Origin of the sequence: Streptomyces mexicanus, assembly GCF_902506575.1 — a bacterium.
In the GTDB taxonomy this organism is placed as follows: Bacteria; Actinomycetota; Actinomycetes; order Streptomycetales; family Streptomycetaceae; genus Streptomyces; species Streptomyces mexicanus.
This window is the reverse complement of sequence record NZ_LR732544.1, coordinates 3,204,156-3,224,853: the sequence shown is the minus strand read 5'-3', so window position 1 is coordinate 3,224,853 and position 20,698 is coordinate 3,204,156. Positions and strand designations below refer to the sequence as shown.

The window sequence follows — 20,698 nt, the reverse complement described above, 5'->3', positions numbered from 1 at the left end:
GGGGAGGACCGCGGGCGCGAAGGGGAGGGGGCAGCGCACGGAAAGAGGGGGCAGCGCACGGAAAGAAGGGGCAGCGCACGGAAAGAAGGGGCAGCGCACGGAAAGAGGGGCGGGCCGACGCCGGCCCGCCCCCTGGTCGCCCCGCGGCGCCGCCTACTTGACCGCGCCCGCCATCACCCCGGACACGAACTGCCGCTGGAAGGCGAAGAACACCGCCAGCGGGATCACCATCGAGATGAACGCGCCGGGCGCCAGCACGTCGATGTTGTTGCCGAACTGGCGCACCTGGGTCTGCAGCGCCACCGTGATCGGCTGGGTGCCGGACTTGGTGAACACCAGCGCGACCAGCATGTCGTTCCACACCCACAGGAACTGGAAGATGCCCAGGCTCGCGATCGCGGGCCCGCCCAGCGGCATCACCACCCGGGCGAACAGGCGCAGTTCACCAGCGCCGTCGAGCCGGGCCGCCTCCAGCAGTTCGCGGGGGATCTCCGCGAAGAAGTTCCGCAGCAGGAACACCGCGAACGGCAGCCCGAACCCGGTGTGGAACAGCACCACACCGAAGATCGTGCCGAACAGGCCGATCTTGCCGAACAGTTCGGCGATCGGGATGAGCGCCACCTGCACCGGCACCACCAGCAGCCCGACCACCGCCAGGAACCACCAGTCGCGCCCGGGGAAGTCCATCCACGCGAACGCGTACCCCGCCAGTGAGCCGACCACGACCACCAGGACCGTCGCCGGGACGGTGATCAGGACGGTGTTCAGCAGGGAGTTGGTGATGTCGCCGTTCTCCAGCAGCTTGCTGTAGCTGTCGAAGGTCAGCTGCGAGGGCTTGGTGAACACGGTCCACCAGCCGCTGCCGCTCATGTCCTGCGGGGAGCGCAGTGACGACAGCAGCAGCCCGATCGTCGGCACCAGCCAGAACAGGCCCACGACGATCAGGAAGACCCGCACCGCGCCGCCGCTGACGGCCTCCGCCAGACGGGAGCCCAGCGACCTGCGCGCCTTGACCGGCTCGCTCGCCGCCGCGGTGGGAAGAACCCCGGCCTCCGCAGTCATCGCCGCACCTCCCGCCGCAGCCGCCGCATGTTGAACAGCATCACCGGAATCACCAGCACCAGCAGGAACACCGCGATGGCGCTGGCCACGCCCGGCCGGCCCTCGGAGAAGCCCTTGCGGTACAGCTCCAGCGCCAGCACGTTCGCGTCGTCCTGGGAGGAGCCCGGGGCGATGATGAACACCAGGTCGAAGATCTTCAGCACGTTGATCATCAGGGTGACCACGACGACCGCGAGCACCGGCGCCAGCAGCGGCACCGTCACCCGGCGGAAGACCTGCCACTCGTTGGCGCCGTCCACCCGGGCGGCCTCCAGCAGCTCCCGCGGCACCCCCGCGAGCCCGGCCGCGATCAGCACCATCGCGAACCCGGCCCACATCCACACGTACGCCCCGATGACGGCGGGCGTCACCAGCGTCGGACCCAGCCAGTCCACGCCGTTGTACGGCTCCTTGAAGTTGCTCGCCGGCAGCCGCAGCACGGCGCCGTCGGCTTTGGCAGGCAGCGTGAACGTGCCGTCGGCGGCGGCCTTCGCCGTCGCCACGACCTTGCCGTCCTTGACCGCCTCGATCTTCATGCCGGGATAGCCCAGCTCGGAGGGGTCCACCGCGCCGAGCCTGCCGACGCCCTTGCCGCGCGTGAAGTCCTGCCACGTGGTGCCGGTGATCCTGCCCGGCTCCGCGCTCGCCTGGCGGGCCTTCTTCGCGCTGTCGGGCATCAGGTCGGGGGCCACGCCCACGAGCGGCAGGGCGACCGCCTGGCCCGTGTGCACCGGGCCGGTGGTGACGAAGCCGCCGTGGTCGGGCCTGAGCGGCGAGTTGCGGCCCGGGTGGGCCTTCGGGAACGCCGACGACTGCGCGAACGTGTCGTGGACGCCCGTCCACACCGCGTTCGCCACGCCCTTGTCGGGGTCCTGGTCGTACACCAGCCGGAAGATGATCCCGGCGGCCAGCATCGAGATCGCCATCGGCATGAAGACGACCAGCTTGAACGCCGTGCCCCAGCGCACCCGTTCGGTGAGCACCGCGAAGACCAGGCCGAGGGCGGTGGCGACGGTCGGTGCGAACACCACCCAGATGATGTTGTTCTTCAGCGCCGTGCGGATGCCGTCGTCGGTGAACAGCGCCCGGTAGTTGTCGAATCCGGCGAAGTGGTCGCCGGAGTTGTCGTAGAGGCTGCGGACGATCGAGTACCCGATCGGGTAGACCACGAGCGCGCCCAGCAGCACCAGCGCGGGCAGCAGGAACAGCGCCGCCACCCAGCGGCGGGTGCCGGTCACGCTCCTGCGGCGCCGGGGGGCGCCGGGCGCCGCCGGTGCCTTGGCGACGCCCGAAGCGGCTGCCGACGTCATCGCCGGCCTCCTGCGCGGTGTCCGGTCATCGTCGGCTCAGCTCCCGTTGCCGTAGGCCGCCGCCGCGTCCTTCTCCAGCTTCGCCTGGGTGCCCGCGACATCGCCCGGGTTCTTCAGGAAGTCCTGCAGGTCCTTCCACTCGCCCTTGCCGGGGGTGCCGCCGAAGGCCTGCGGGGCCTGGTCGGACATGTCGAAGCGGAAGTTGTCGCCCGAGGCGATCAGCGCCTGGGCGATCTTGCGCTGGACCTCGTTCGGATACGCCGAGTTCGGCACGTTCTTGTTCGGGGAGAGGTACCCGCCGAGCTTCGCCTGGATCGTGGCCGCGTCGGAGGAGGCCAGGAAGGTCACCAGCGCCTGCGCCGCCTTGGAGTCCTTCAGGATCACCGCCGCGTCACCACCGGAGACCACCGGCGCGTTCGCGCCCACGGCCGGGAACGGGAACACCTTCGCGTCCGTGCCCACCTTCGCCTTGGTCTCCCCGATGTTGACCTGCGCGAAGTCGCCCTCGAAGACCATGCCGGCCTTCGGCTGGTCGCCGCCGGAGAAGGTCTGCGTGACGGACACCGGGAACTCCGTCTGCAGCGCGCCCTGCGGGCCGCCCGCGAGGTAGTCCTTCTTCGACCAGATCTGCGCCAGCGTGGTCAGGGCCTGCTTGACCGACGGATCCGTCCACTTGATCTTGTGCTGGGCGAGCTGGTCGTACTTCTCCGGGCCCGCCTGGGACAGGTAGACGTTCTCGAACCAGTCGGTGAGCGTCCAGCCGTCGGCGCCGCCCACGGAGAACGGGGTGACCCCGGAGTCGTAGACGGTCTGCGCGGTGGTCAGCAGGTCCTTCCAGGTCTTGGGCTCGCTCGCGCCCGCGTTCTCGAAGACCTTCGCGTTGTACCAGATCAGCGACTTGTTGGCGGCCTTGTAGTAGGCCCCGTACTGCTTGCCGTCGACCTTGCCGATGTCCTGCCAGCCCTGCGAGTAGTTCTTGGCCAGCTGCGCCTGCGCCTCCGGGCCGAGCGGCTTGGCCCAGCCCTTGTCCACGGCCTGCTTGATGGCGCCCGGCTGCGGCAGCAGCGCCACGTCCGGCGGCTGGCCGCCCGCGACCTTCGAACCGAGGAAGTTGATGATCGGGTCCTGGGCGGGGACGAAGGTGACCTGGGCGCCGGTGCGCTTCTCGAACTCCGCGAGCACCTGCTTGAAGTTCTTCTGCTCGCCGCCGGTCCACACGGCGGCGACCTCCAGGTGTGCGCCGTTCAGCTTGGGCAGGGTGACGGTGCTGCCGCTCGCGGTGGCCCCGCCGCTCTTGTCGCCGCCGCCGCTCTTGTCGTCGTCGGAACCGCCGCACGCGGTCAGGGACAGGGCCAGTGCCCCCGCGGCGACGGCCGCCGCGGCCTTGGCGGCCCTGCTCGTCCGGTGTGTCCGGATGGTCGTGCTCGTGCTGTGCATCACTGCCCCGTTCTTCGTCCTCGTCGAACGTCCGAGCGCTGTCCGTGCGCTCTGGTGTACGCCCAGGTCCGGACGTCGGCAAGAGCGCCCACGGTGTCAACCGCAAGATCGTGACCACGTCGTGACTCCCGGTCAGACGCGGTACGGCCGCTCGGGCCGACGAGGTCAGAGCAGAGACGGGACCCGCGCGGCCGACACCTCCCGGGCCGCCCGCTCCAACGCGCTCGCCAGCAGGGCCAGATCGGTCGGGCCGTTGCCCAACTCCCGCACCGAGCGGCGGGTCGGCGGGTCGCCCATGCGCTCCCACTGCAGCGGCACCACCGTGGGCCGCTGCGTCGCCGTCCGCGGGATGCGCCCCGTGACCCGGCCGCCCTGGAACGGCGTGACCCGGCCGTCCGGGTCCGTCAGCCGGCCGCGCCCCGGCGCCGGCTGCTCCGGGCCGGAGCCCGGCGTCTCCAGCGTGCCCCGCGGCGCGGCCCGCCGCACCGGTTCGGTCTGCTCCGTACGGCCCCCGGGCGCGGTCGCCGCCACCAGGTGCACACCGAGCCGCCCGCCGTCCCGGGCCACCGCCTCCAGCGCGCGGACCACCGACCCGGCCGCGGGCCGCCCCGGCGAGCCCAGCGCGGGCGAGACCAGCGCGTCCAGGTCGTCGACGACCACCACCAGCCGCGGCAGCGGCGGCGCCGCCTCCGCCTCCGCCCTCGACCGGGCCGGGCGCAGCCGCAGCGTGGAACTGGGCGGGGCGTCCAGATCCGCCGCGCCGGAGCCGTCCGGCACCGGCGGCGGCGCGGACGGCGCGCGGCCCTGGGCGGTGCGCTGGGCGACGATCCGGCCGGACACCTCCCGCCGGGTGTGCCACTCGGCGAAGTCGACCCGCCCGGGCAGTTCGGCCCGCCGCTTCAGCTCCGCGGTCAGCGACTGTGCGAACTCCCGCATGCGCACCGGGTCGTTGGCGGCTAGATGCGTGGTGACGTGCGGCACGTCCGTGCACACCCGCAGACCGTCGCCGGGCCCGTCGGCCGCCCCGGTGCCGTCCCGGCCGTCCACCAGGACCATGCCGAGGCGGTCCGGGCGCTCGGCGGCGGCCAGCGAGGCCACCACCGACCGCAGCAGCTCCGTACGGCCGCTGCCCGCCGGTCCCTCCACCAGCAGGTGCGGGCCGTCGGCCACCAGATCCGCGCAGACCGGGCCGCGCGGACCGGCCCCGAGTATCGCCCAGGCCCGCCCGCCCAGCGTCCGGGCGTCGTCGGCCGCGTCCGCCCAACGGGCCTGCAGCGACGCCGGAGTGGCCCGGGCCAGCCCCAGCTCGTCCAGCAGCCGCGCCGTCAGCGGCAGCGGCGCCGACACGCGCGCGGGCCGCGCACCTGCCGCCTCCGCCGCCGGCCGCAGCGGCGCCAGCGCCCGCGCGAACCGCTCGGCCCACGCGGGGGAGACGGCGTCCACCACGGCGACCGTGCCGGGCGCCACCGGCCCCCGCTCCCCGGCGCCCGAGGGCGCCACCCGCATCAGTCGCAGCGCCGTCGCCACGTCCCCGCTCAGCAGCGCCACCGCCCCGCACGCGCGGAACACCGGCGCGGCCGCGCAGGCCGCCGCGTACGACTCCGCCACCGGCGACGCGGGCGAGGCGGGCGCCGCCTCGGCCAGGCACACCACATGGATCCCGGCCCGCGGACCCTCCAAGGCCAGTCGCGCCAGCGCCTCCCGCGCCGGGGCGCCGCCGGGGTCGCCGTCCACGACCACCACCGTGTACGGCCCGGGTCGCGGGCGCGGGTCGGCGGCGTCCGCCGCGGCGTCGCCCTGGGCCCATGAGGGGCGGTGGCCGGCGGCCCCGGCCGCCGGGGGCCGGTGGTGTCCCCGGGGATCGGCGAGGTGGTCGTCCAGGCGGCGCAGCAGTTCCTCGGTGCGGGCCGCGGCCTGGTCGCGGTCGAAGGCCAGCAGCAGCCGGCAGTCCTGGCCGTGCCGCGGCCGCACATGGGGCAGCCAGCCGAGCCAGGACCACTCCGCCGTGCGCTCCTGGAGCGGGCGGGCCCGGTCCGCGCTCACCAGGACGATCTCCAGCAGGTCCGGCGAGTGCAGCGCGGCGAGCTGGGCCAGCACCGCGCGGGCCAGCCCGGACAGGCGGGCGCGCGGCCCGGCGAGGCCCAGCGCGCCCACCTCGCGCAGCCCGGCGGTCACCGCGACCGCGGGCAGCAGCCGCCCCGAGCCGTCGGCGGCCGGGCGGTCGGCCGTGCCCAGCCGCACCGTCAGCGCCTCCGGGTGGTCCGGCCCGCGCTCCCACAGCCGGGGGCCCGGGCCCAGGGCGGTCAGCAGCAGCGCCGCCGGGTCCGGCCAGGTCTCCGGCGACGACGCGGCCGGCACCCGGCCGGGCACCTCCTGCTCCGGGCCGCCCGGGTCCGTGCCGTCGTCCGTCCCGCCGCGGCCCTCCGGGCCCTGTCCGCGCCCCCCGGCCAGGCGACGCGCCCAGGCACCGAGCCCGCCGCGCCGGCGCAGGCCCTGGGGGGCGTCGGTGCCGCGCAGGGGCGTGCCCTTGCGGCGGCCGGTGCCGTCGTGACCGTCGGCGTCCTCGGGGCCGTGGGCCTGGTACGGGTCGGTGTGGGCCTCGTACGGGTCGGTGACGGGGCTGAGGGGGTGCGGGGCGACTGTAGGGCGTGCCCCGAAGGTCCCGCCCGCCCCGGGGACGGGAGCGCGGGGCGGGCGGGACCTTCGGGGCACGCCCTACAGTGGGTCGGAACACCCGCGCCGGGCGCCTCAGGGCGGCGCGGGGGACCAGGCAAGCAAGCACAGGGAGCACATGACGTGCGGCCGGTAGGCAGCAAGTACCTCCTGGAGGAGCCGCTCGGGCGCGGTGCCACCGGGACCGTCTGGCGAGCCCGCCAGCGGGAGACCGCGGGCGCCGAGGCGGCCGTGCCCGGTCAGCCCGGCGAGACCGTGGCGATCAAGGTCCTCAAGGAAGAGCTGGCGAACGACGCCGACGTCGTCATGCGGTTCCTGCGCGAGCGGTCCGTGCTGCTCCGGCTCACCCACCCCAACATCGTCCGGGTCCGCGACCTGGTGGTCGAGGGCGACCTGCTGGCGCTGGTCATGGACCTCGTCGACGGCCCCGACCTGCACCGCTACCTGCGCGAGAACGGCACCTTCACGCCGGTGGCCGCCGCGCTGCTCACCGCGCAGATCGCCGACGCGCTCGCCGCGAGCCACGCCGACGGCGTCGTCCACCGCGACCTGAAGCCGGCGAACGTCCTGCTCCAGCAGGACGGCGGCGAGATGCACCCGATGCTCACCGACTTCGGCATCGCCCGCCTGGCCGACTCCCCGGGCCTGACCCGCACCCACGAGTTCGTCGGCACGCCCGCCTACGTCGCGCCGGAGTCCGCCGAGGGCCGCCCGCAGACCTCCGCCGTGGACATCTACGGCGCCGGCATCCTGCTGTACGAGCTGGTCACCGGCCGGCCGCCGTTCTCCGGCGGCAGCGCGCTGGAGGTGCTGCACCAGCACCTGAGCGCCGAGCCCCGCCGCCCCTCGACCGTCCCCGACCCGCTGTGGACGGTGATCGAGCGCTGCCTGCGCAAGACCCCCGAGGAGCGGCCCAGCGCCGAGAACCTCGCCCGTGCCCTGCGGGTCGTCGCCGAGGGCGTGGGCGTGCACGCCACCGCGGCGCAGATCGCCGCCGCGGAGGGCGTCGGCGCGCTGCTGGCGCCCGACCCGGCGCCCGCACCCGTGCCCGCCCCGGACGGGGTGCCCGGCGCCGCCGACCCGACGCAGGTGCTGCCGCACGGCGCGGCGGGCGCGATGGGTCCGGCCGGGGCGTACGACCCGAACGCCGCCACCAGCGTCCTGCCCCACACCGGCGGCCCGGGCGATCCGGCGGCTGCCGCTGGTCCGGCGGGTCCGGGCGGTCCCGTCGGCGCGGCCGATCCGACCGCCGTCCTGCCCCAGCACGGCGCGGCCGACCCCACGCGCGTGATGCCGCCCATGCCGCCGGGCCCGCCCGGCGGCGGACCGCAGGGACCGGGACAGGCCCCCGGGCAGGGGCAACAGGGCCAGGGGCAGCAGCCCGAGCAGCCGCACCCCTGGCAGACGCAGCTGCGCGCGGCCCGCGACCGCAACGAGCAGACGCAGATCCAGTACCTCGACCCGAGCGAGGACCCGCTGCGCCGCCGCCCCCAGCGGCAGGTCGCCCGGCCCCAGCAGCAGCCGCAGCAGCCGCAGCCCGGCTACGGCCGCCAGCAGCAGCAGCCGCAGCAGCCGCAGCAGTACGCCCCGCCGGCCGCGCCGCGCCGCCAGACCCGGCAGCCCGAGCGGTACGCGCCGCCGCCCGCGCCCGAGCCGCGCCGGCCGGCCCGCGAGCCGCGGCCGCCCCGGCAGCGCAGTGCCAACCCGATGAGGATCCCCGGGCTGGGCTGCCTGAAGGGCTGCCTGTTCACCATCGTCATCCTGTTCGTCGCGAGCTGGCTGGTGTGGGAGCTGAGCCCGCTGCAGGACTGGATCGGCACCGGCAAGGGCTACTGGGACCAGCTGACCTCCTGGGTCAGCACGGCGGCCGGCTGGGTGAAGGACCTGGGCGGCGGCAACTGAGGCACGTCCCCGGCGGCAGCTGAGATGCGCCCCCGGCGGCAGCTGAGGCGCGTCCCCGAGCAGCAGCCCGGGTACGCCGCCCGGTACGGCTGAGGCACGCCGTCCGGCGCCGGCGGTTGCGGACACCGGCGACGGACTGTGCGGGGCACGGGCGACGAGTCTGGAGATTTGTCGACACCCGGCGGGTGATTTCCGTCTCCGCGGTGAAGGTCGGCTCGCCGGACGCGTAGCTTTGTCGGCAACACGCGTCTGTAGGAGCAGTCTTGGCACGGAAGATCGGCAGCCGGTACACAGCCCACCAGATCCTGGGACGGGGCAGCGCCGGCACGGTGTGGCTCGGCGAGGGACCGGACGGACCCGTCGCCATCAAGCTGCTGCGCGAGGACCTGGCCTCCGACCAGGAACTCGTGGGCCGCTTCGTGCAGGAACGCACGGCCCTGCTGGGGCTCGAACACCCGAACGTCGTCTCCGTGCGCGACCTCGTGGTCGACGGCAACGACCTCGCCCTGGTCATGGACCTGGTCCGCGGCACGGACCTGCGGACCCGGCTGGAGCGGGAGCGGCGGCTCGCGCCCGAGGCGGCCGTGGCGATCGTGGCGGACGTGGCGGACGGGCTGGCCGCGGCGCACGCGGCCGGGGTCGTGCACCGGGACGTCAAGCCGGAGAACGTGCTGCTGGACATGCAGGGCCCGCTCGGCCCGGGCGGCGCCCACCCGGCGCTGCTGACGGACTTCGGCGTCGCCAAACTCATCGACACGCCCAAGCGCACCCGCGCGACGAAGATCATCGGCACGCCCGACTACCTGGCCCCGGAGATCGTGGAGGGACTGCCGCCGCGAGCCGCGGTGGACATCTACGCGCTGGCCACGGTCTTGTACGAGTTGCTGGCCGGCTTCACGCCGTTCGGCGGCGGCCACCCCGGCGCGGTGCTGCGCCGGCACGTCACGGAGACGGTGGTGCCGCTGCCCGGCATCCCCGACGAGCTGTGGCAGCTGATCGTGCAGTGCCTGGCGAAGGCCCCGGCGTCCCGGCTGCGCGCCTCGGAGCTGGCGGCGCGGCTGCGGGAACTGCTGCCGATGCTCGCGGGCATGCCCCCGCTGGAGGTCGACGAGCCGGACGCGGACCCGGCGGAGGAACCGGTGGAGGGGCCGGCCGCGCAGGCCCCGGCGCCGGCCGGGGACCCGGCCCGCCGCCGGGGCGCGGTGCCGCTGGTGCCCGGCGCGAAGCCGGACTCCAACCGGGACACGCACACCTCGATGCGGGTGCCCGCGCCCGACGAGCTGGCCGGCGGCGCCCGCGGTACGGCCCGCGCCCCGCGCACGCCGGGCGCCCCCCGCCCCGGCTCGGCCCGTCACCGCACCGCCGCCCGCCGCCGCCGGATCACGCTCGGCGTGGCCGGCGTGGTCCTCGTCGCGGCGGTGGGCGCGGGCGCCTGGTGGGCGACCTCCGAGGACCAGGCGCCCCAGGACGCGCACCACTCGGCTCCGCCGTCGCCGTAGCGGGCTTCGTCGTCGCGCACGGCTTCGCGCGCCCGGGACCGCCTCGCCCGGCGTTCCACGGTTGGCGGAGCCGTTACGCTGGAGGCGTGGCAGTCGTCGATGTATCCGAAGAGCTGAAGTCCCTCTCCTCGACCATGGAGTCGATCGAGGCCGTTCTGGACCTCGACAGGATGAGGGCAGACATCGCCGTGCTCGAGGAGCAGGCGGCCGCGCCGTCCCTGTGGGACAACCCGGACGAGGCGCAGAAGATCACCAGCAAGCTGTCCCACCTCCAGGCCGAGGTCAGGAAGGCGGAGGCGCTCCGCGGGAGGATCGACGATCTCGCGGTCCTCTTCGAGATGGCCGAGGAGGAGGACGACCCGGACACCCGCGCCGAGGCCGAGTCCGAGCTGGCCGCCGTCCGCAAGGCGCTGGACGAGATGGAGGTCCGGACGCTGCTCAGCGGCGAGTACGACGCCCGTGAGGCCCTCGTCAACATCCGCGCCGAGGCCGGTGGTGTGGACGCCGCCGACTTCGCCGAGCGGCTGCAGCGCATGTACCTGCGCTGGGCCGAGCAGCACGGCTACAAGACCGAGATCTACGAGACGTCGTACGCCGAAGAGGCCGGCATCAAGTCGACCACCTTCGCCGTGCAGGCGCCCTACGCCTACGGCACCCTCTCCGTCGAGCAAGGCACCCACCGGCTCGTCCGCATCTCCCCGTTCGACAACCAGGGCCGCCGCCAGACCTCCTTCGCGGGCGTCGAGGTGCTGCCCGTCGTGGAGCAGTCCGACCACGTCGACATCGACGAGTCCGACCTGCGCATCGACGTCTACCGCTCCTCCGGTCCGGGCGGCCAGGGCGTCAACACCACCGACTCCGCGGTGCGCATCACCCACCTGCCCACCGGCATCGTCGTCTCCTGCCAGAACGAGCGCTCCCAGATCCAGAACAAGGCCACCGCGATGGCCGTTCTGCAGGCCAAGCTGCTGGAGCGGCGCCGTCAGGAGGAGCAGGCCAAGATGGACGCCCTCAAGGGCGACGGCGGCAACTCCTGGGGCAACCAGATGCGTTCGTACGTCCTGCACCCGTACCAGATGGTCAAGGACCTGCGGACCGACTTCGAGGTCGGCAACCCGGAGGCCGTGTTCAACGGCGAGATCGACGGGTTCCTGGAGGCCGGTATTCGCTGGCGCAAGCAGCAGGAACAGCAAGCAAAGTAATTTTGTCGACAAGGCAACTGCCGCCTCTCAGGCGGCAGTTGCCTTTTTCGTGCCCGGGTGTCTGGGTTTTGCGTCACACTCACATCGCTCTTCGTCTCGCAAAGAACGCGTACCCGGACATCGCGCACGCAACGGCCTTGACGTTGCTTTGAAATATGGGAAGGGTAAAGCGTGGCATGCGTATCTCTGGGGCGCATGTGAACCGGGGGGCTCCATCGTTCAGCTACCTCCGTCGATCACGGCCCCGAGCGCGGCCTCACAGACGATTCGGCTACTGGGGGTAGCAACTACATGACGAAGAAGACGCGGATCCGGGTCGCGAGGATAGCCGCCGGCGCCGTGATCGCCGCAGGCGCCTCGCTGACCGCCGCGGGTGCGGCCTCCGCCGCGGGCCTGGGGATCGGTGTGGACCTGGGCGACAGCGGCATTTCCGCCAAGGTCAACCTGACCGGTGACGACGGCACCTGCGACATCGTCGTCGACCCCACCTGTGACGACCAGGGCAACGGCGGCGACGAGGGCGGCAACGGTGGCGACCAGGGTGGCAACGGTGGCGACCAGGGCGGTCCCGGCGGTGACCAGGGCGGCAACGGTGGCGACCAGGGCGGTCCCGGCGGTGACCAGGGTGGCAACGGTGGCGACCAGGGCGGTCCCGGCGGTGACCAGGGCGGCAATGGCGGAGACCAGGGGGGCCCCGGCGGTGACCAGGGGGGCAACGGCGGCGACCAGGGCGGCCCCGGCGGGGACCAGGGGGGCAACGGTGGCGACCAGGGGGGCCCCGGCGGGGGCCAGGGCGGCAACGGCGGAGACCAGGGTGGCCCCGGCGGTGACCAGGGTGGCAACGGTGGTGACCAGGGCGGCAATGGCGGGGGCCCCGGCGACCAGGGCGGCAATGGCGGCAACGGGGGCGGCGGCAGCGACACCCCCGGCGGTTCCGGCAGCGGCTCCGGCGACAGCGGCTCCGGCACCAGCCCCGACGGCAACAACACCGTCCCGCAGGAGCAGGGCTCTTCTGCCCTGACCGACACCGGGACGACCGCCCCGGCCGCGAACACCGGCAACGCCACCCCGCAGGGCAACGGCAAGCAGCTCGCCGAGACCGGTGCCGGGCAGACCGCGTTCCTGCTGGTCGGCGCTGCGACGATGATCGCCGGCGGCATCGGCTTCCGCCTGCTGCCGCGTGTGATGAGCGGCCGCGGCGCCGCCGCCTGAGCGTAGCCGTACCCCTACGGAACGCGCTCGGCGTGATGTGACGAGGGCCCGGAGCCGCACGGCTCCGGGCCCTTCGCAGGTCTTCTGCTCACCTCGCGCCGCCCAGCCATCCTGCCCACCCCGACGGGCCGTCCGGGCCGGCTACGCCGCCTTGCGGCTTGTGCGGCTGTGCGCTACGCGGTCTGGTGCGCCAGCAGCGCCACCGCGGCGATCAGTACCGCCAGCAGCGCGATCAGTGCCATCGGGTTCAGCCCCGCGAAGAAGTTGTGCTCCTGTTGCAGCCGCTCGCGGTTCGCACGGCACACGGGGCACCGGCCCTCGCTCACGGGCGCCGCGCAGTTCGCGCACACCAGCCGGTCGTACGTCATGCGCTCGCCCTCCTTGCACCGGTTCCACCTCTACAACGCTCGCGCGCACGCGAACGTTCCCTCCTCCACCATGCCAGGTTCCCCGGATTTCAGCGCGGGGTCCCCCGAGGTACCGACGGAGAAGGCGCTCCGGGCGGTCCGGCGCGGCCGGAAGAGACCCCGGGCACCGGACCCGGGCGCGGACAAAACGTACAACTATCCCGCAACCCACACCGTCGCCTGCGCTCACACACCGGACTCGCGTATGGTCACGCTCATCTACCCCCGGCGACCCGTGGTGCATCCGTGATCCGATTCGACAATGTCTCCAAGGTCTACCCCAAGCAGACCCGCCCCGCCCTCAGGGACGTCTCCCTGGAGGTCGAGAAGGGCGAGTTCGTGTTCCTCGTGGGGTCCTCCGGCTCCGGAAAGTCCACCTTCCTGCGGCTGATCCTGCGCGAGGAGCGGGCCAGCCACGGCCAGGTGCACGTCCTGGGCAAGGACCTCGCCCGGCTGTCCAACTGGAAGGTGCCGCAGATGCGCCGCCAGTTGGGGACGGTGTTCCAGGACTTCCGCCTCCTGCCGAACAAGACGGTCGCCGAGAACGTCGCCTTCGCCCAGGAGGTCATCGGCAAGTCCCGGGGAGAGATCCGCAAGTCCGTGCCGCAGGTGCTCGACCTCGTCGGGCTCGGCGGCAAGGAGGACCGGATGCCGGGCGAGCTGTCCGGTGGTGAGCAGCAGCGCGTCGCCATCGCGCGGGCCTTCGTCAACCGCCCCAAGCTGCTCATCGCCGACGAACCCACCGGCAACCTCGACCCGCAGACCTCCGTCGGCATCATGAAGCTGCTCGACCGCATCAACCGCACCGGTACGACCGTCGTGATGGCGACGCACGACCAGAACATCGTGGACCAGATGCGCAAGCGCGTCATCGAGCTGGAGAAGGGCCGCCTCGTCCGCGACCAGGCGCGTGGCGTCTACGGCTACCAGCACTGACTGAAGAGTCCACGTCGGAAAGGCTTGACCCCACGCCATGCGCGCCCAGTTCGTCCTGTCGGAGATCGGTGTCGGTCTCCGCCGCAATCTGACGATGACGTTCGCGGTCATCGTCTCCGTAGCCCTGTCCCTCGCGCTGTTCGGCGGGTCGCTGCTGATGAGCGACCAGGTCACGAAGATGAAGGGCTACTGGTACGACAAGATCAACGTCTCGATCTTCCTCTGCAACAAGAGCAACGCCGAGAACGATCCGAACTGCACCAAGGGCGCGGTCACCGAGGACCAGAAGAAGGCGATCCTCGCGGACCTGAAGAAGATGCCGGTGGTGGAGAAGGTCACGTACGAGTCGCAGGACGAGGCGTACAAGCACTACAAGGAGCAGTTCGGCGACTCCCCGCTGGCCTCCTCCATCACGCCGGACCAGATGCAGGAGTCGTACCGCATCAAACTGAAGGACCCCCAGCAGTACCAGGTCATCGCCAGCGCCTTCAACGGGCGCGACGGCGTGCAGTCCGTGCAGGACCAGAAGGGCATCCTGGACAACCTCTTCGGCCTGCTCAACGGCATGAACTGGGCCGCGCGCGCGGTGATGACCCTGATGCTGGTGGTGGCGCTGATGCTGATCGTGAACACGGTGCGCGTCTCGGCGTTCAGCCGGCGCCGCGAGACCGGCATCATGCGCCTGGTGGGCGCATCCGGGTTCTACATCCAGGCGCCGTTCATCGCCGAGGCCGCCGTCGCCGGGCTCATCGGCGGCGCGCTGGCCTGCGCGTTCCTGGCGGTCGGGCGGTACTTCATCATCGACCACGGCCTGGACCTGGCGCACAAGCTCACCCTGGTGGACTTCATCGGCTGGGACGCCGTCCTGACCAAGCTGCCGCTCATCCTCGCCACCAGCCTGCTGATGCCCGCGCTCGCCGCGTTCTTCGCGCTGCGCAAGTATCTGAAGGTATGACACACGCCTCAAGGGCCGTACGGGCAACGCATCGTACGGCCCTTCGCCGTTGTCCTAGACTCACCGCCATGCCAGGCCGTGACCTGTTGTTCTGTCAGCCCCGCCGCAGTCGCGCCGGGGCCGCCCTGACACTGGTCTTCGCGGGCGTGCTGCTCACCGGGGCGGCGACCGGATCCCTGCCCGGCTCGCTGCCCGGGCCCGCCCGCAAGTCCCCCTCCGACGCCGCCGGTTCGGCCGGCGCGGCCGCGCCCGCCGGAGCGCACCAGGAGGTCGCGCGGGCCGCCGCCCAGGCCCTGGCCGACGGCAAGTCCCCCATGGAGGCGGCCGAACGGGCGGTCAGCCGCAGCGGCGACCGCTGGGCCGCCGTCTACTCCCGCAGCGACTACGAGGAGTTCCAGGAGGCCCTGGACGGCCGCTACACCGGTGTCGGGCTGTCGGCCCGGCGCGAGCGGGACGGCCGGATCGACGTCACCCGGGTGCAGCCGGGTTCGCCCGCCGCCGAGGCGGGCATCCGCAAGGGCGACCGGCTGCGCAGCGTGGACGGCGAGAAGGTGGACGGACTGCCCGTCACCGAGGTCGTCTCCCTGCTGCGCGGCGACGCCGACGACGCGCCCGCGGGCACCACCGTCGCCCTGGGGCTGCAGCGCGGCTCCCGGGTGTGGACCGAGACCGTGCGGCGCGCGCGCCTGTCCACGGACCCGGTCACGGTGCGACGGCTCCCCGGCGGCGCGACCGTCGTCAGGATCTCCGCCTTCACCAAGGGCGTCGGCGCCACCGTCCGCTCCGCCGTGCGCCAGGCCCCGCCCGGCTCCGGCGTCATCCTGGACCTGCGCGGCAACTCCGGCGGCCTGGTCACCGAGGCCGTCGCCACCGCCTCCGCCTTCCTCGACGGCGGCCTGGTCGCCACCTACGACGCCGACGGCCGGCAGCACGCCCTGCACGCCCGGCGCGGCGGCGACACCACCAGGCCGCTGGTCGCGCTCGTCGACGGCGGCACGATGAGCGCGGCCGAGCTGCTGACCGGGGCGTTGCAGGACCGCGGCCGCGCGGTCGTCGTGGGCTCGCGGACCTTCGGCAAGGGCTCGGTGCAGATGCCGAGCCGGCTGCCCGGCGGCTCCGTCGCCGAGCTGACCGTCGGGCACTACCGCACCCCCGGCGGCCACGACGTCGACGGCCACGGCATCACCCCCGACCTGGACGCGGGCGGCGACGCGCTGCGCCGGGCCCGGACGGTCCTGGCCGGCCTGGGCGAGTCGTCCTAGGGCGCGGGCGCCCGCCGCGCCCGTAATACGCTCCCGCACACCCCCTCCGTAGTGCGAAAATGGGCGGCACTATGGCTAAGGAAAAAGGGCGCAAGCTGATCGCGCAGAACAAGAAGGCGCGGCACGACTACCACATCCTCGACACCTACGAGGCCGGGCTGGTCCTCACCGGTACCGAGGTGAAGTCACTGCGCCAGGGACGGGCCTCGCTGGTCGACGGCTTCGTGCAACTGGACGGTCACGAGGCGTGGCTGCACAACGTGCACGTGCCCGAGTACAGCCAGGGCACGTGGACCAACCACAGCGCCCGCCGCAAGCGGAAGTTGCTGCTGCACCGGGTGGAGATCGACAAGCTGGAGTCGAAGTCCCAGGAGACCGGGCACACGATCGTCCCGCTGTCCCTGTACTTCAAGGACGGCCGGGCCAAGATCGAGATCGCGCTGGCCAAGGGCAAGAAGGAGTACGACAAGCGGCAGACGCTCCGCGAGAAGCAGGACCGCCGCGAGGCGGCCCGCGCGGTGGCCGCGGCCCGGCGCCGGCAGCGGGCCTGAGGCGGCGCCCCGCCTCCCCGTCGGGGGCGGGAATAAGCTGGCACGGACCCGCGTTGGTCACGTACGATGGCACCTGCACCGCGAGCCGGTGCGGCACCCTTCACGCAAGGGTGTGAGCCCCCTCCGCGGAGGGTTTGAAAAATCAACATGGGGATGATCGGTTTCGACAGCGGCTGTCGAAGCAGGGGAAGCGTGCCGAGGAAGCGGCCATGATCTCGTAAACCACAGGCCGAAAAAAATAATCGCCAACACCAAGCGCGATTCCTCCCAGCAGGCCTTCGCCCTCGCTGCCTGATCTCAGGTAGCGATCGCGAGCCTCCTATAAAGGGAGTGTCAGCCCGGGGCTGTTCCCGACCCGGATCCTGGCATCAGCTAGGGAACTCAACCTCGATCCCGGTCACGGGGTGAAGAGGGAAAGCACACAGTGACTGAGCCCGTCGGAGACTTGTCCGCGTGATCTCCGGGGCCGAGAAAAGCGAAGCGGACTGCGCACGGAGAAGCCCTGATTCTGCACCGTTGGACGCGGGTTCGATTCCCGCCATCTCCACTCACCACCCCATGTGGGCAAGGCCCTGTCGCCCGGCGCGACGGGGCCTTTGTCATGGGGGCGGCCGGTGTGCCTGACCGGACGTCACACGGGTCACCGAAAAGGTTGTACGCCTTCCTGTTGCACTTCCGTCCCACTTCTGTGCCGCTTCCGTCCCGCTTCGGTACAGGGCGCGGAAAATCCGTTCGGCAGGTAAACGGCGCCTGCCATGATCGCGGGGTATCTGCGGGTCGTGCCGGCCGTACCCGGCCGCACGGCCCCTTCTCATGACCCAATGGAGGACCCACGTGGTCAAAAGCTCCGGCCTGAAGGCGCGCCGCGCGGTGGCGCGCGGCACCGTGGCGGTGCTCGCCGCCGCGCTGGTCGCGGCCGGTACGTCCGCCGCGTCGGCGGCGGACGCGCCCAGCCGCACCGCTGCCCAGGCCACCACGCACGCCCAGCCGTCGGGTGTGTCGAAGTTCAGCGCCACCTCCGGCATCCAGTCCGGCAGTTCCCAGGACACTGCGCTGTACGGCGTCGACAGCAACGGCGACATCTGGGGCTACCCGGCGAACGGCAGCGGTGGCCTGGAGGCCCGCCAGTACTCCGGCCCCGGCTGGAAGGACGCCCGCTTCATCACGCAGGCGGACGGGAACGCCGACGGTGTGTCGGACGGCCTGTGGGACGTCACCGACGGTGAGCTGTCCTGGACCAAGTGGGACAGCGCTCCTACGCCCATCGGCGGCGGCTGGAACATCTACAACCGGCTGCTCTCGGCCGGCAACCTCGGCGGCGCCTCCGCCGACGACCTGCTCGCCCGGGACAGCTCCGGCACGCTGTGGCTGTACCTCGGCTACGGCACCGGCAAGCTGACCCCGCGCTACAAGGTCGGCGGCGGCTGGAACATCTACACCGACCTTGCCGGCAAGGGCGATCTGACCGGTGACGGCAAGGACGACATCGTCGCCAAGGACAGCTCCGGCGTGCTGTGGCTCTACCAGGGCACCGGCGAGTCCAAGGCCCCGTTCAAGGCCCGCACGCGCATCGGCAGCGGCTGGAACACCTACAACGCCCTGGTCTCCGTCGGCGACGTCAACTACGACGGCATCACCGACCTGATCGCCCGCGACAAGACCGGCGCCCTGTACCTGTACAAGGGCACCGGCAAGGCGTCCGCGCCGTACGCGAGCCGGGTGAAGATCGGCAACAGCGGCTGGAACACCTACCGCCTGCTGTTCTGACCGACCCTCCTGCCTGCAGGCAGGCACGATGACGGGCCGCCCCCACACCGGGGGCGGCCCGTTCCGTTGCCCCCCTCATACAGGGGAGCGGGCCGTTCCCTGCCGCTCCGCGCCGGGGAAGCGGTCCCCTCGGCCGCGTCCCCCCGTGGTCACCCGGTGCGCCGCGCCCAGCTGATCACCAGCGCCACCGCCGCCGCCGTCACCGGCACCCCGTACCCGGCCGTCGGCGACAGGTGCTCCACCACCCAGCCGCCCGTCGCGCTGCCGCAGGCGATGCCGCCGAGCAGGCCGGTCACCGCAAGGGTCATGCCCTCGTTGAGGCGGCCTGTGGGGGTGCGCTGCTGGACCAGGGCCATGTTGGTGACCATGGTCGGTGCCGTCGCCGTACCGGCGACGAGCAGCGCACCGGACAGCGCGAGCATCGAGCCGGTCAGGGCGGCGGCCAGCAGCGGCAGGGTCATCAGCGCCGTCATCGCGGCCACGCACCACGGCAGCCGCCGCGCGGCGGGGCCCGCCGGGCTGAGCGCCCCGTACACCAGCCCGGCCAGGCAGGACCCGGCCGCCTGCAGCCCCAGGGCCACGCCCGCCGCCGACCGGTGCCCCCGGTCGTCCGCGAAGGCCACCGTGACGACCTCCAGCGCGCCGAACACCGTGCCCAGGGCCAGGCACACGGCGAGCTGGGCCGGCATGCCCGGGGCGCGCAGCGGAGCCTTGCCGGTGCTGCCGCCCCCGGCCGGCGGTTCGGTGGCGCGCTGCGCGGTGAACAGCAGCGTGCCCGTCACCAGCAGCACCGCCCCGGCCAGGGTGCCCGCCTCCGGGAAGAACGTCCCGCACAGGAAGGCGGCGAGCACCGGGCCGAGCATGTAGCACAGCTCGTCGGCGGCCTGCTCGAAGGAGTTCGCGGTGTGCAGGGCGGCGGGGTCGCCGGTGAGCAGGTGGGCCCAGCGGGCGCGGGACATCCCGCCGGTGTTGGGGGGGGTCGCGGTGGCGGCGTAGGCGGCGAACAGGGTCCAGTCGGGGGCGCCGTAGTGCACGCACAGCAGCAGGGCCAGGCTGCCGAGGGCCGCGCACACGGTGGCGGGCACGGCGACGCGGGCCTGGCCGTGCCGGTCCACCAGGCGCGCGATCCACGGGGCGGTCACGGCGGGCGCGGCCGGGCCGGTGGCGGTCACCGCGCCGGCGGGGGCGTACGAGCCGCGCGCCCCGGCGATCATGACGACGGCGCTGACGCCGAACATGCCCGAGGGCAGCCGGGCCATGAGGTTCCCGGCGGTGAAGGCGCGGGTGCCAGGCAGGGCGAACAGGCGGCGGTAGGCGCGCAGGGGTGCCTGCGTGGTCGTCGGTGGCATGACATCCACCCTCGCCGGGAGCCGATCAAGGGGTCCAACACCTTCTCGTCGCCGATCGACGCACTCGCGTTGTAAGTTCGCGGGCATGCCCGCCGCTCACCACCTCGATCCCCGGCTGCTGGCCGCCTTCGTCGCCGTCGCCGAGGAGCTGCACTTCACGCGGGCCGCGGCCCGGCTGTACGTGGCCCAGCAGGCGCTCAGCCGCGATGTGCGGCGGCTGGAGCGGGAGTTGGGCACCGAGCTGTTTGTACGCACCACCCGGCAGGTGACGCTCACCGCCGACGGCGAGCGGCTGCTGCCCCCCGCCCGCCGGGTCCTTCAGGCCCAGGACGAGCTGCTGGCCGCCTTCGGGCAGGCCCGGCCGCTGCTGGTCGACCTGAACTCGCCGGGCCTGGCCACCGGCCGCCGGGTGCTGCTGCGCGCCCGTGAACTGGCCCCCGAGCACGAGTTGATGGCCCGCTACGAAAGCGGCCTGACGGGCGCGGCGGCGGAGCTGCTGGCGGGTCGGCTGGACGCCTCCTTCGGCCGGTTCGCCGGGCTGGAGCCGGCCCTGCGGGCCCGCCTGGACCACCAGCTCGTGCGCTACGAGCCGATGGCGGTCGTGCTGCCCGAGGACCACGCCCTGGCGGAGCTGCCCCGGGTGCCGCTGTCCGCGCTGGCGGGCACGACGGTGTACGCCGGCGCCGGCAACCCGCGCACCCCGGAGTGGACCGACCTCGCCCACCGCCTCTTCGCCGGGCGCGGCATCGCCGTCGCGCCGCCCGCCCCGCTCGCGGTGGGCGTGGAGGAGTTCCAGCGGCTGATGGCGAAGACCGGGCACCCGGTGCTCGCGGTGGTGGGCTTCCCGGCCCTGCCGCACACGGTCGTCCGGCCGCTCGTGGACCCGGTGCCGCTGAGCCCGGTGTCGCTGGTGTGGCGCGCGGGGGCGGCGCATCCGGCGCTGGCCGCGGTGCGCCGGGCGGCGGCGGAACTGGCGGCGGCGGAGGGCTGGCTGCGGCGACCCGAAAACGGATGGATTCCAGCCATCGACGAATCGATCATTTCCGTTCACCATTGAGCTTCTCGGTATGGGCCGTTCCCCGCGGGCGTACGTTCATCAGCGCCGAGCAGGGTGGGACCAGGGGGGCGCTCGGGC

At 73.2% G+C, this 20,698-nt stretch carries 16 protein-coding genes and 1 other RNA gene; 11 read left to right on the top strand and 6 right to left on the bottom strand.

Annotated features, from left to right (window positions below):
- Positions 1 to 153: 153 nt before the first annotated feature.
- The 4 genes from GV126_RS14380 to GV126_RS14365 form a co-directional block, all read right to left on the bottom strand.
- A complete protein-coding gene (locus tag GV126_RS14380) occupies positions 154 to 1,062 on the bottom strand; it encodes a carbohydrate ABC transporter permease (protein WP_159666429.1) in 909 nt (302 codons plus the stop codon).
- Positions 1,059 to 2,339, bottom strand: coding sequence for a carbohydrate ABC transporter permease (locus tag GV126_RS14375; RefSeq protein WP_159673687.1), 1,281 nt, complete (start codon positions 2,337 to 2,339; stop codon positions 1,059 to 1,061). The genes GV126_RS14380 and GV126_RS14375 overlap by 4 nt, the downstream gene beginning before the upstream one ends.
- A gap of 108 nt (positions 2,340 to 2,447) precedes the next feature.
- The gene (locus GV126_RS14370) at positions 2,448 to 3,848 is read right to left on the bottom strand and encodes an ABC transporter substrate-binding protein (protein WP_159666427.1); all 1,401 of its coding nucleotides are present in this window, start codon (positions 3,846 to 3,848) and stop codon (positions 2,448 to 2,450) included.
- A 165-nt stretch (positions 3,849 to 4,013) separates the two neighbouring features.
- Positions 4,014 to 6,560, bottom strand: a complete 2,547-nt coding sequence (locus GV126_RS14365; RefSeq protein ID WP_438947844.1) for an FtsK/SpoIIIE domain-containing protein — start codon at positions 6,558 to 6,560, stop codon at positions 4,014 to 4,016.
- An 84-nt stretch (positions 6,561 to 6,644) separates the two neighbouring features.
- Here GV126_RS14365 and GV126_RS14360 point away from each other — a divergent pair, with 84 nt between their 5' ends.
- The 4 genes from GV126_RS14360 to GV126_RS14345 all read left to right on the top strand — a co-directional run bounded on the left by GV126_RS14360 (position 6,645) and on the right by GV126_RS14345 (position 12,336).
- Positions 6,645 to 8,423 (top strand): serine/threonine-protein kinase, encoded by a 1,779-nt coding sequence (locus GV126_RS14360; protein ID WP_159666425.1) that lies wholly within the window; start codon positions 6,645 to 6,647, stop codon positions 8,421 to 8,423.
- 263 nt (positions 8,424 to 8,686) lie between these two features.
- Positions 8,687 to 9,922, top strand: a complete 1,236-nt coding sequence (locus GV126_RS14355) for a serine/threonine-protein kinase (protein ID WP_159666423.1) — start codon at positions 8,687 to 8,689, stop codon at positions 9,920 to 9,922.
- Positions 9,923 to 10,008: 86 nt separating this feature from the next.
- The gene (gene prfB, locus GV126_RS14350) at positions 10,009 to 11,124 is read left to right on the top strand and encodes a peptide chain release factor 2 (protein WP_159666421.1); all 1,116 of its coding nucleotides are present in this window, start codon (positions 10,009 to 10,011) and stop codon (positions 11,122 to 11,124) included.
- A 291-nt stretch (positions 11,125 to 11,415) separates the two neighbouring features.
- Entirely contained in the window at positions 11,416 to 12,336 is a 921-nt protein-coding gene (locus GV126_RS14345) for a hypothetical protein (protein ID WP_159666419.1), read from the top strand.
- Between the two features lie 173 nt (positions 12,337 to 12,509).
- On the opposite strand, the gene GV126_RS14340 is transcribed toward GV126_RS14345, so the two are convergent.
- Positions 12,510 to 12,704 (bottom strand): hypothetical protein, encoded by a 195-nt coding sequence (locus tag GV126_RS14340; RefSeq protein WP_028421833.1) that lies wholly within the window; start codon positions 12,702 to 12,704, stop codon positions 12,510 to 12,512.
- 285 nt (positions 12,705 to 12,989) lie between these two features.
- On the opposite strand from GV126_RS14340, the gene ftsE reads away from it, so the two are divergent.
- The 6 genes from ftsE to GV126_RS14310 all read left to right on the top strand — a co-directional run bounded on the left by ftsE (position 12,990) and on the right by GV126_RS14310 (position 18,214).
- Positions 12,990 to 13,679, top strand: coding sequence for a cell division ATP-binding protein FtsE (gene ftsE, locus GV126_RS14335; protein ID WP_028421834.1), 690 nt, complete (start codon positions 12,990 to 12,992; stop codon positions 13,677 to 13,679).
- A gap of 37 nt (positions 13,680 to 13,716) precedes the next feature.
- The gene (gene ftsX, locus GV126_RS14330) at positions 13,717 to 14,634 is read left to right on the top strand and encodes a permease-like cell division protein FtsX (RefSeq protein ID WP_159666416.1); all 918 of its coding nucleotides are present in this window, start codon (positions 13,717 to 13,719) and stop codon (positions 14,632 to 14,634) included.
- A 68-nt stretch (positions 14,635 to 14,702) separates the two neighbouring features.
- Positions 14,703 to 15,896, top strand: coding sequence for a S41 family peptidase (locus GV126_RS14325; protein ID WP_159666413.1), 1,194 nt, complete (start codon positions 14,703 to 14,705; stop codon positions 15,894 to 15,896).
- Positions 15,897 to 15,967: 71 nt separating this feature from the next.
- Complete coding sequence (smpB, locus tag GV126_RS14320) at positions 15,968 to 16,447, top strand: SsrA-binding protein SmpB (protein WP_159666410.1); 480 nt, start codon at positions 15,968 to 15,970, stop codon at positions 16,445 to 16,447.
- A gap of 149 nt (positions 16,448 to 16,596) precedes the next feature.
- Positions 16,597 to 16,997: a transfer-messenger RNA gene (gene ssrA, locus GV126_RS14315) on the top strand.
- Between the two features lie 284 nt (positions 16,998 to 17,281).
- Positions 17,282 to 18,214 carry an FG-GAP repeat domain-containing protein gene (locus tag GV126_RS14310; RefSeq protein WP_236569988.1) on the top strand — a complete coding sequence of 311 codons (933 nt, stop codon included), beginning with the start codon at positions 17,282 to 17,284 and terminating at the stop codon, positions 18,212 to 18,214.
- A 149-nt stretch (positions 18,215 to 18,363) separates the two neighbouring features.
- Here GV126_RS14310 and GV126_RS14305 read toward each other — a convergent pair whose 3' ends face one another.
- Positions 18,364 to 19,563 carry an MFS transporter gene (locus GV126_RS14305; protein ID WP_159666404.1) on the bottom strand — a complete coding sequence of 400 codons (1,200 nt, stop codon included), beginning with the start codon at positions 19,561 to 19,563 and terminating at the stop codon, positions 18,364 to 18,366.
- Positions 19,564 to 19,648: 85 nt separating this feature from the next.
- Here GV126_RS14305 and GV126_RS14300 point away from each other — a divergent pair, with 85 nt between their 5' ends.
- A complete protein-coding gene (locus GV126_RS14300) occupies positions 19,649 to 20,620 on the top strand; it encodes a LysR family transcriptional regulator (RefSeq protein WP_159666401.1) in 972 nt (323 codons plus the stop codon).
- Positions 20,621 to 20,698: the final 78 nt, after the last annotated feature.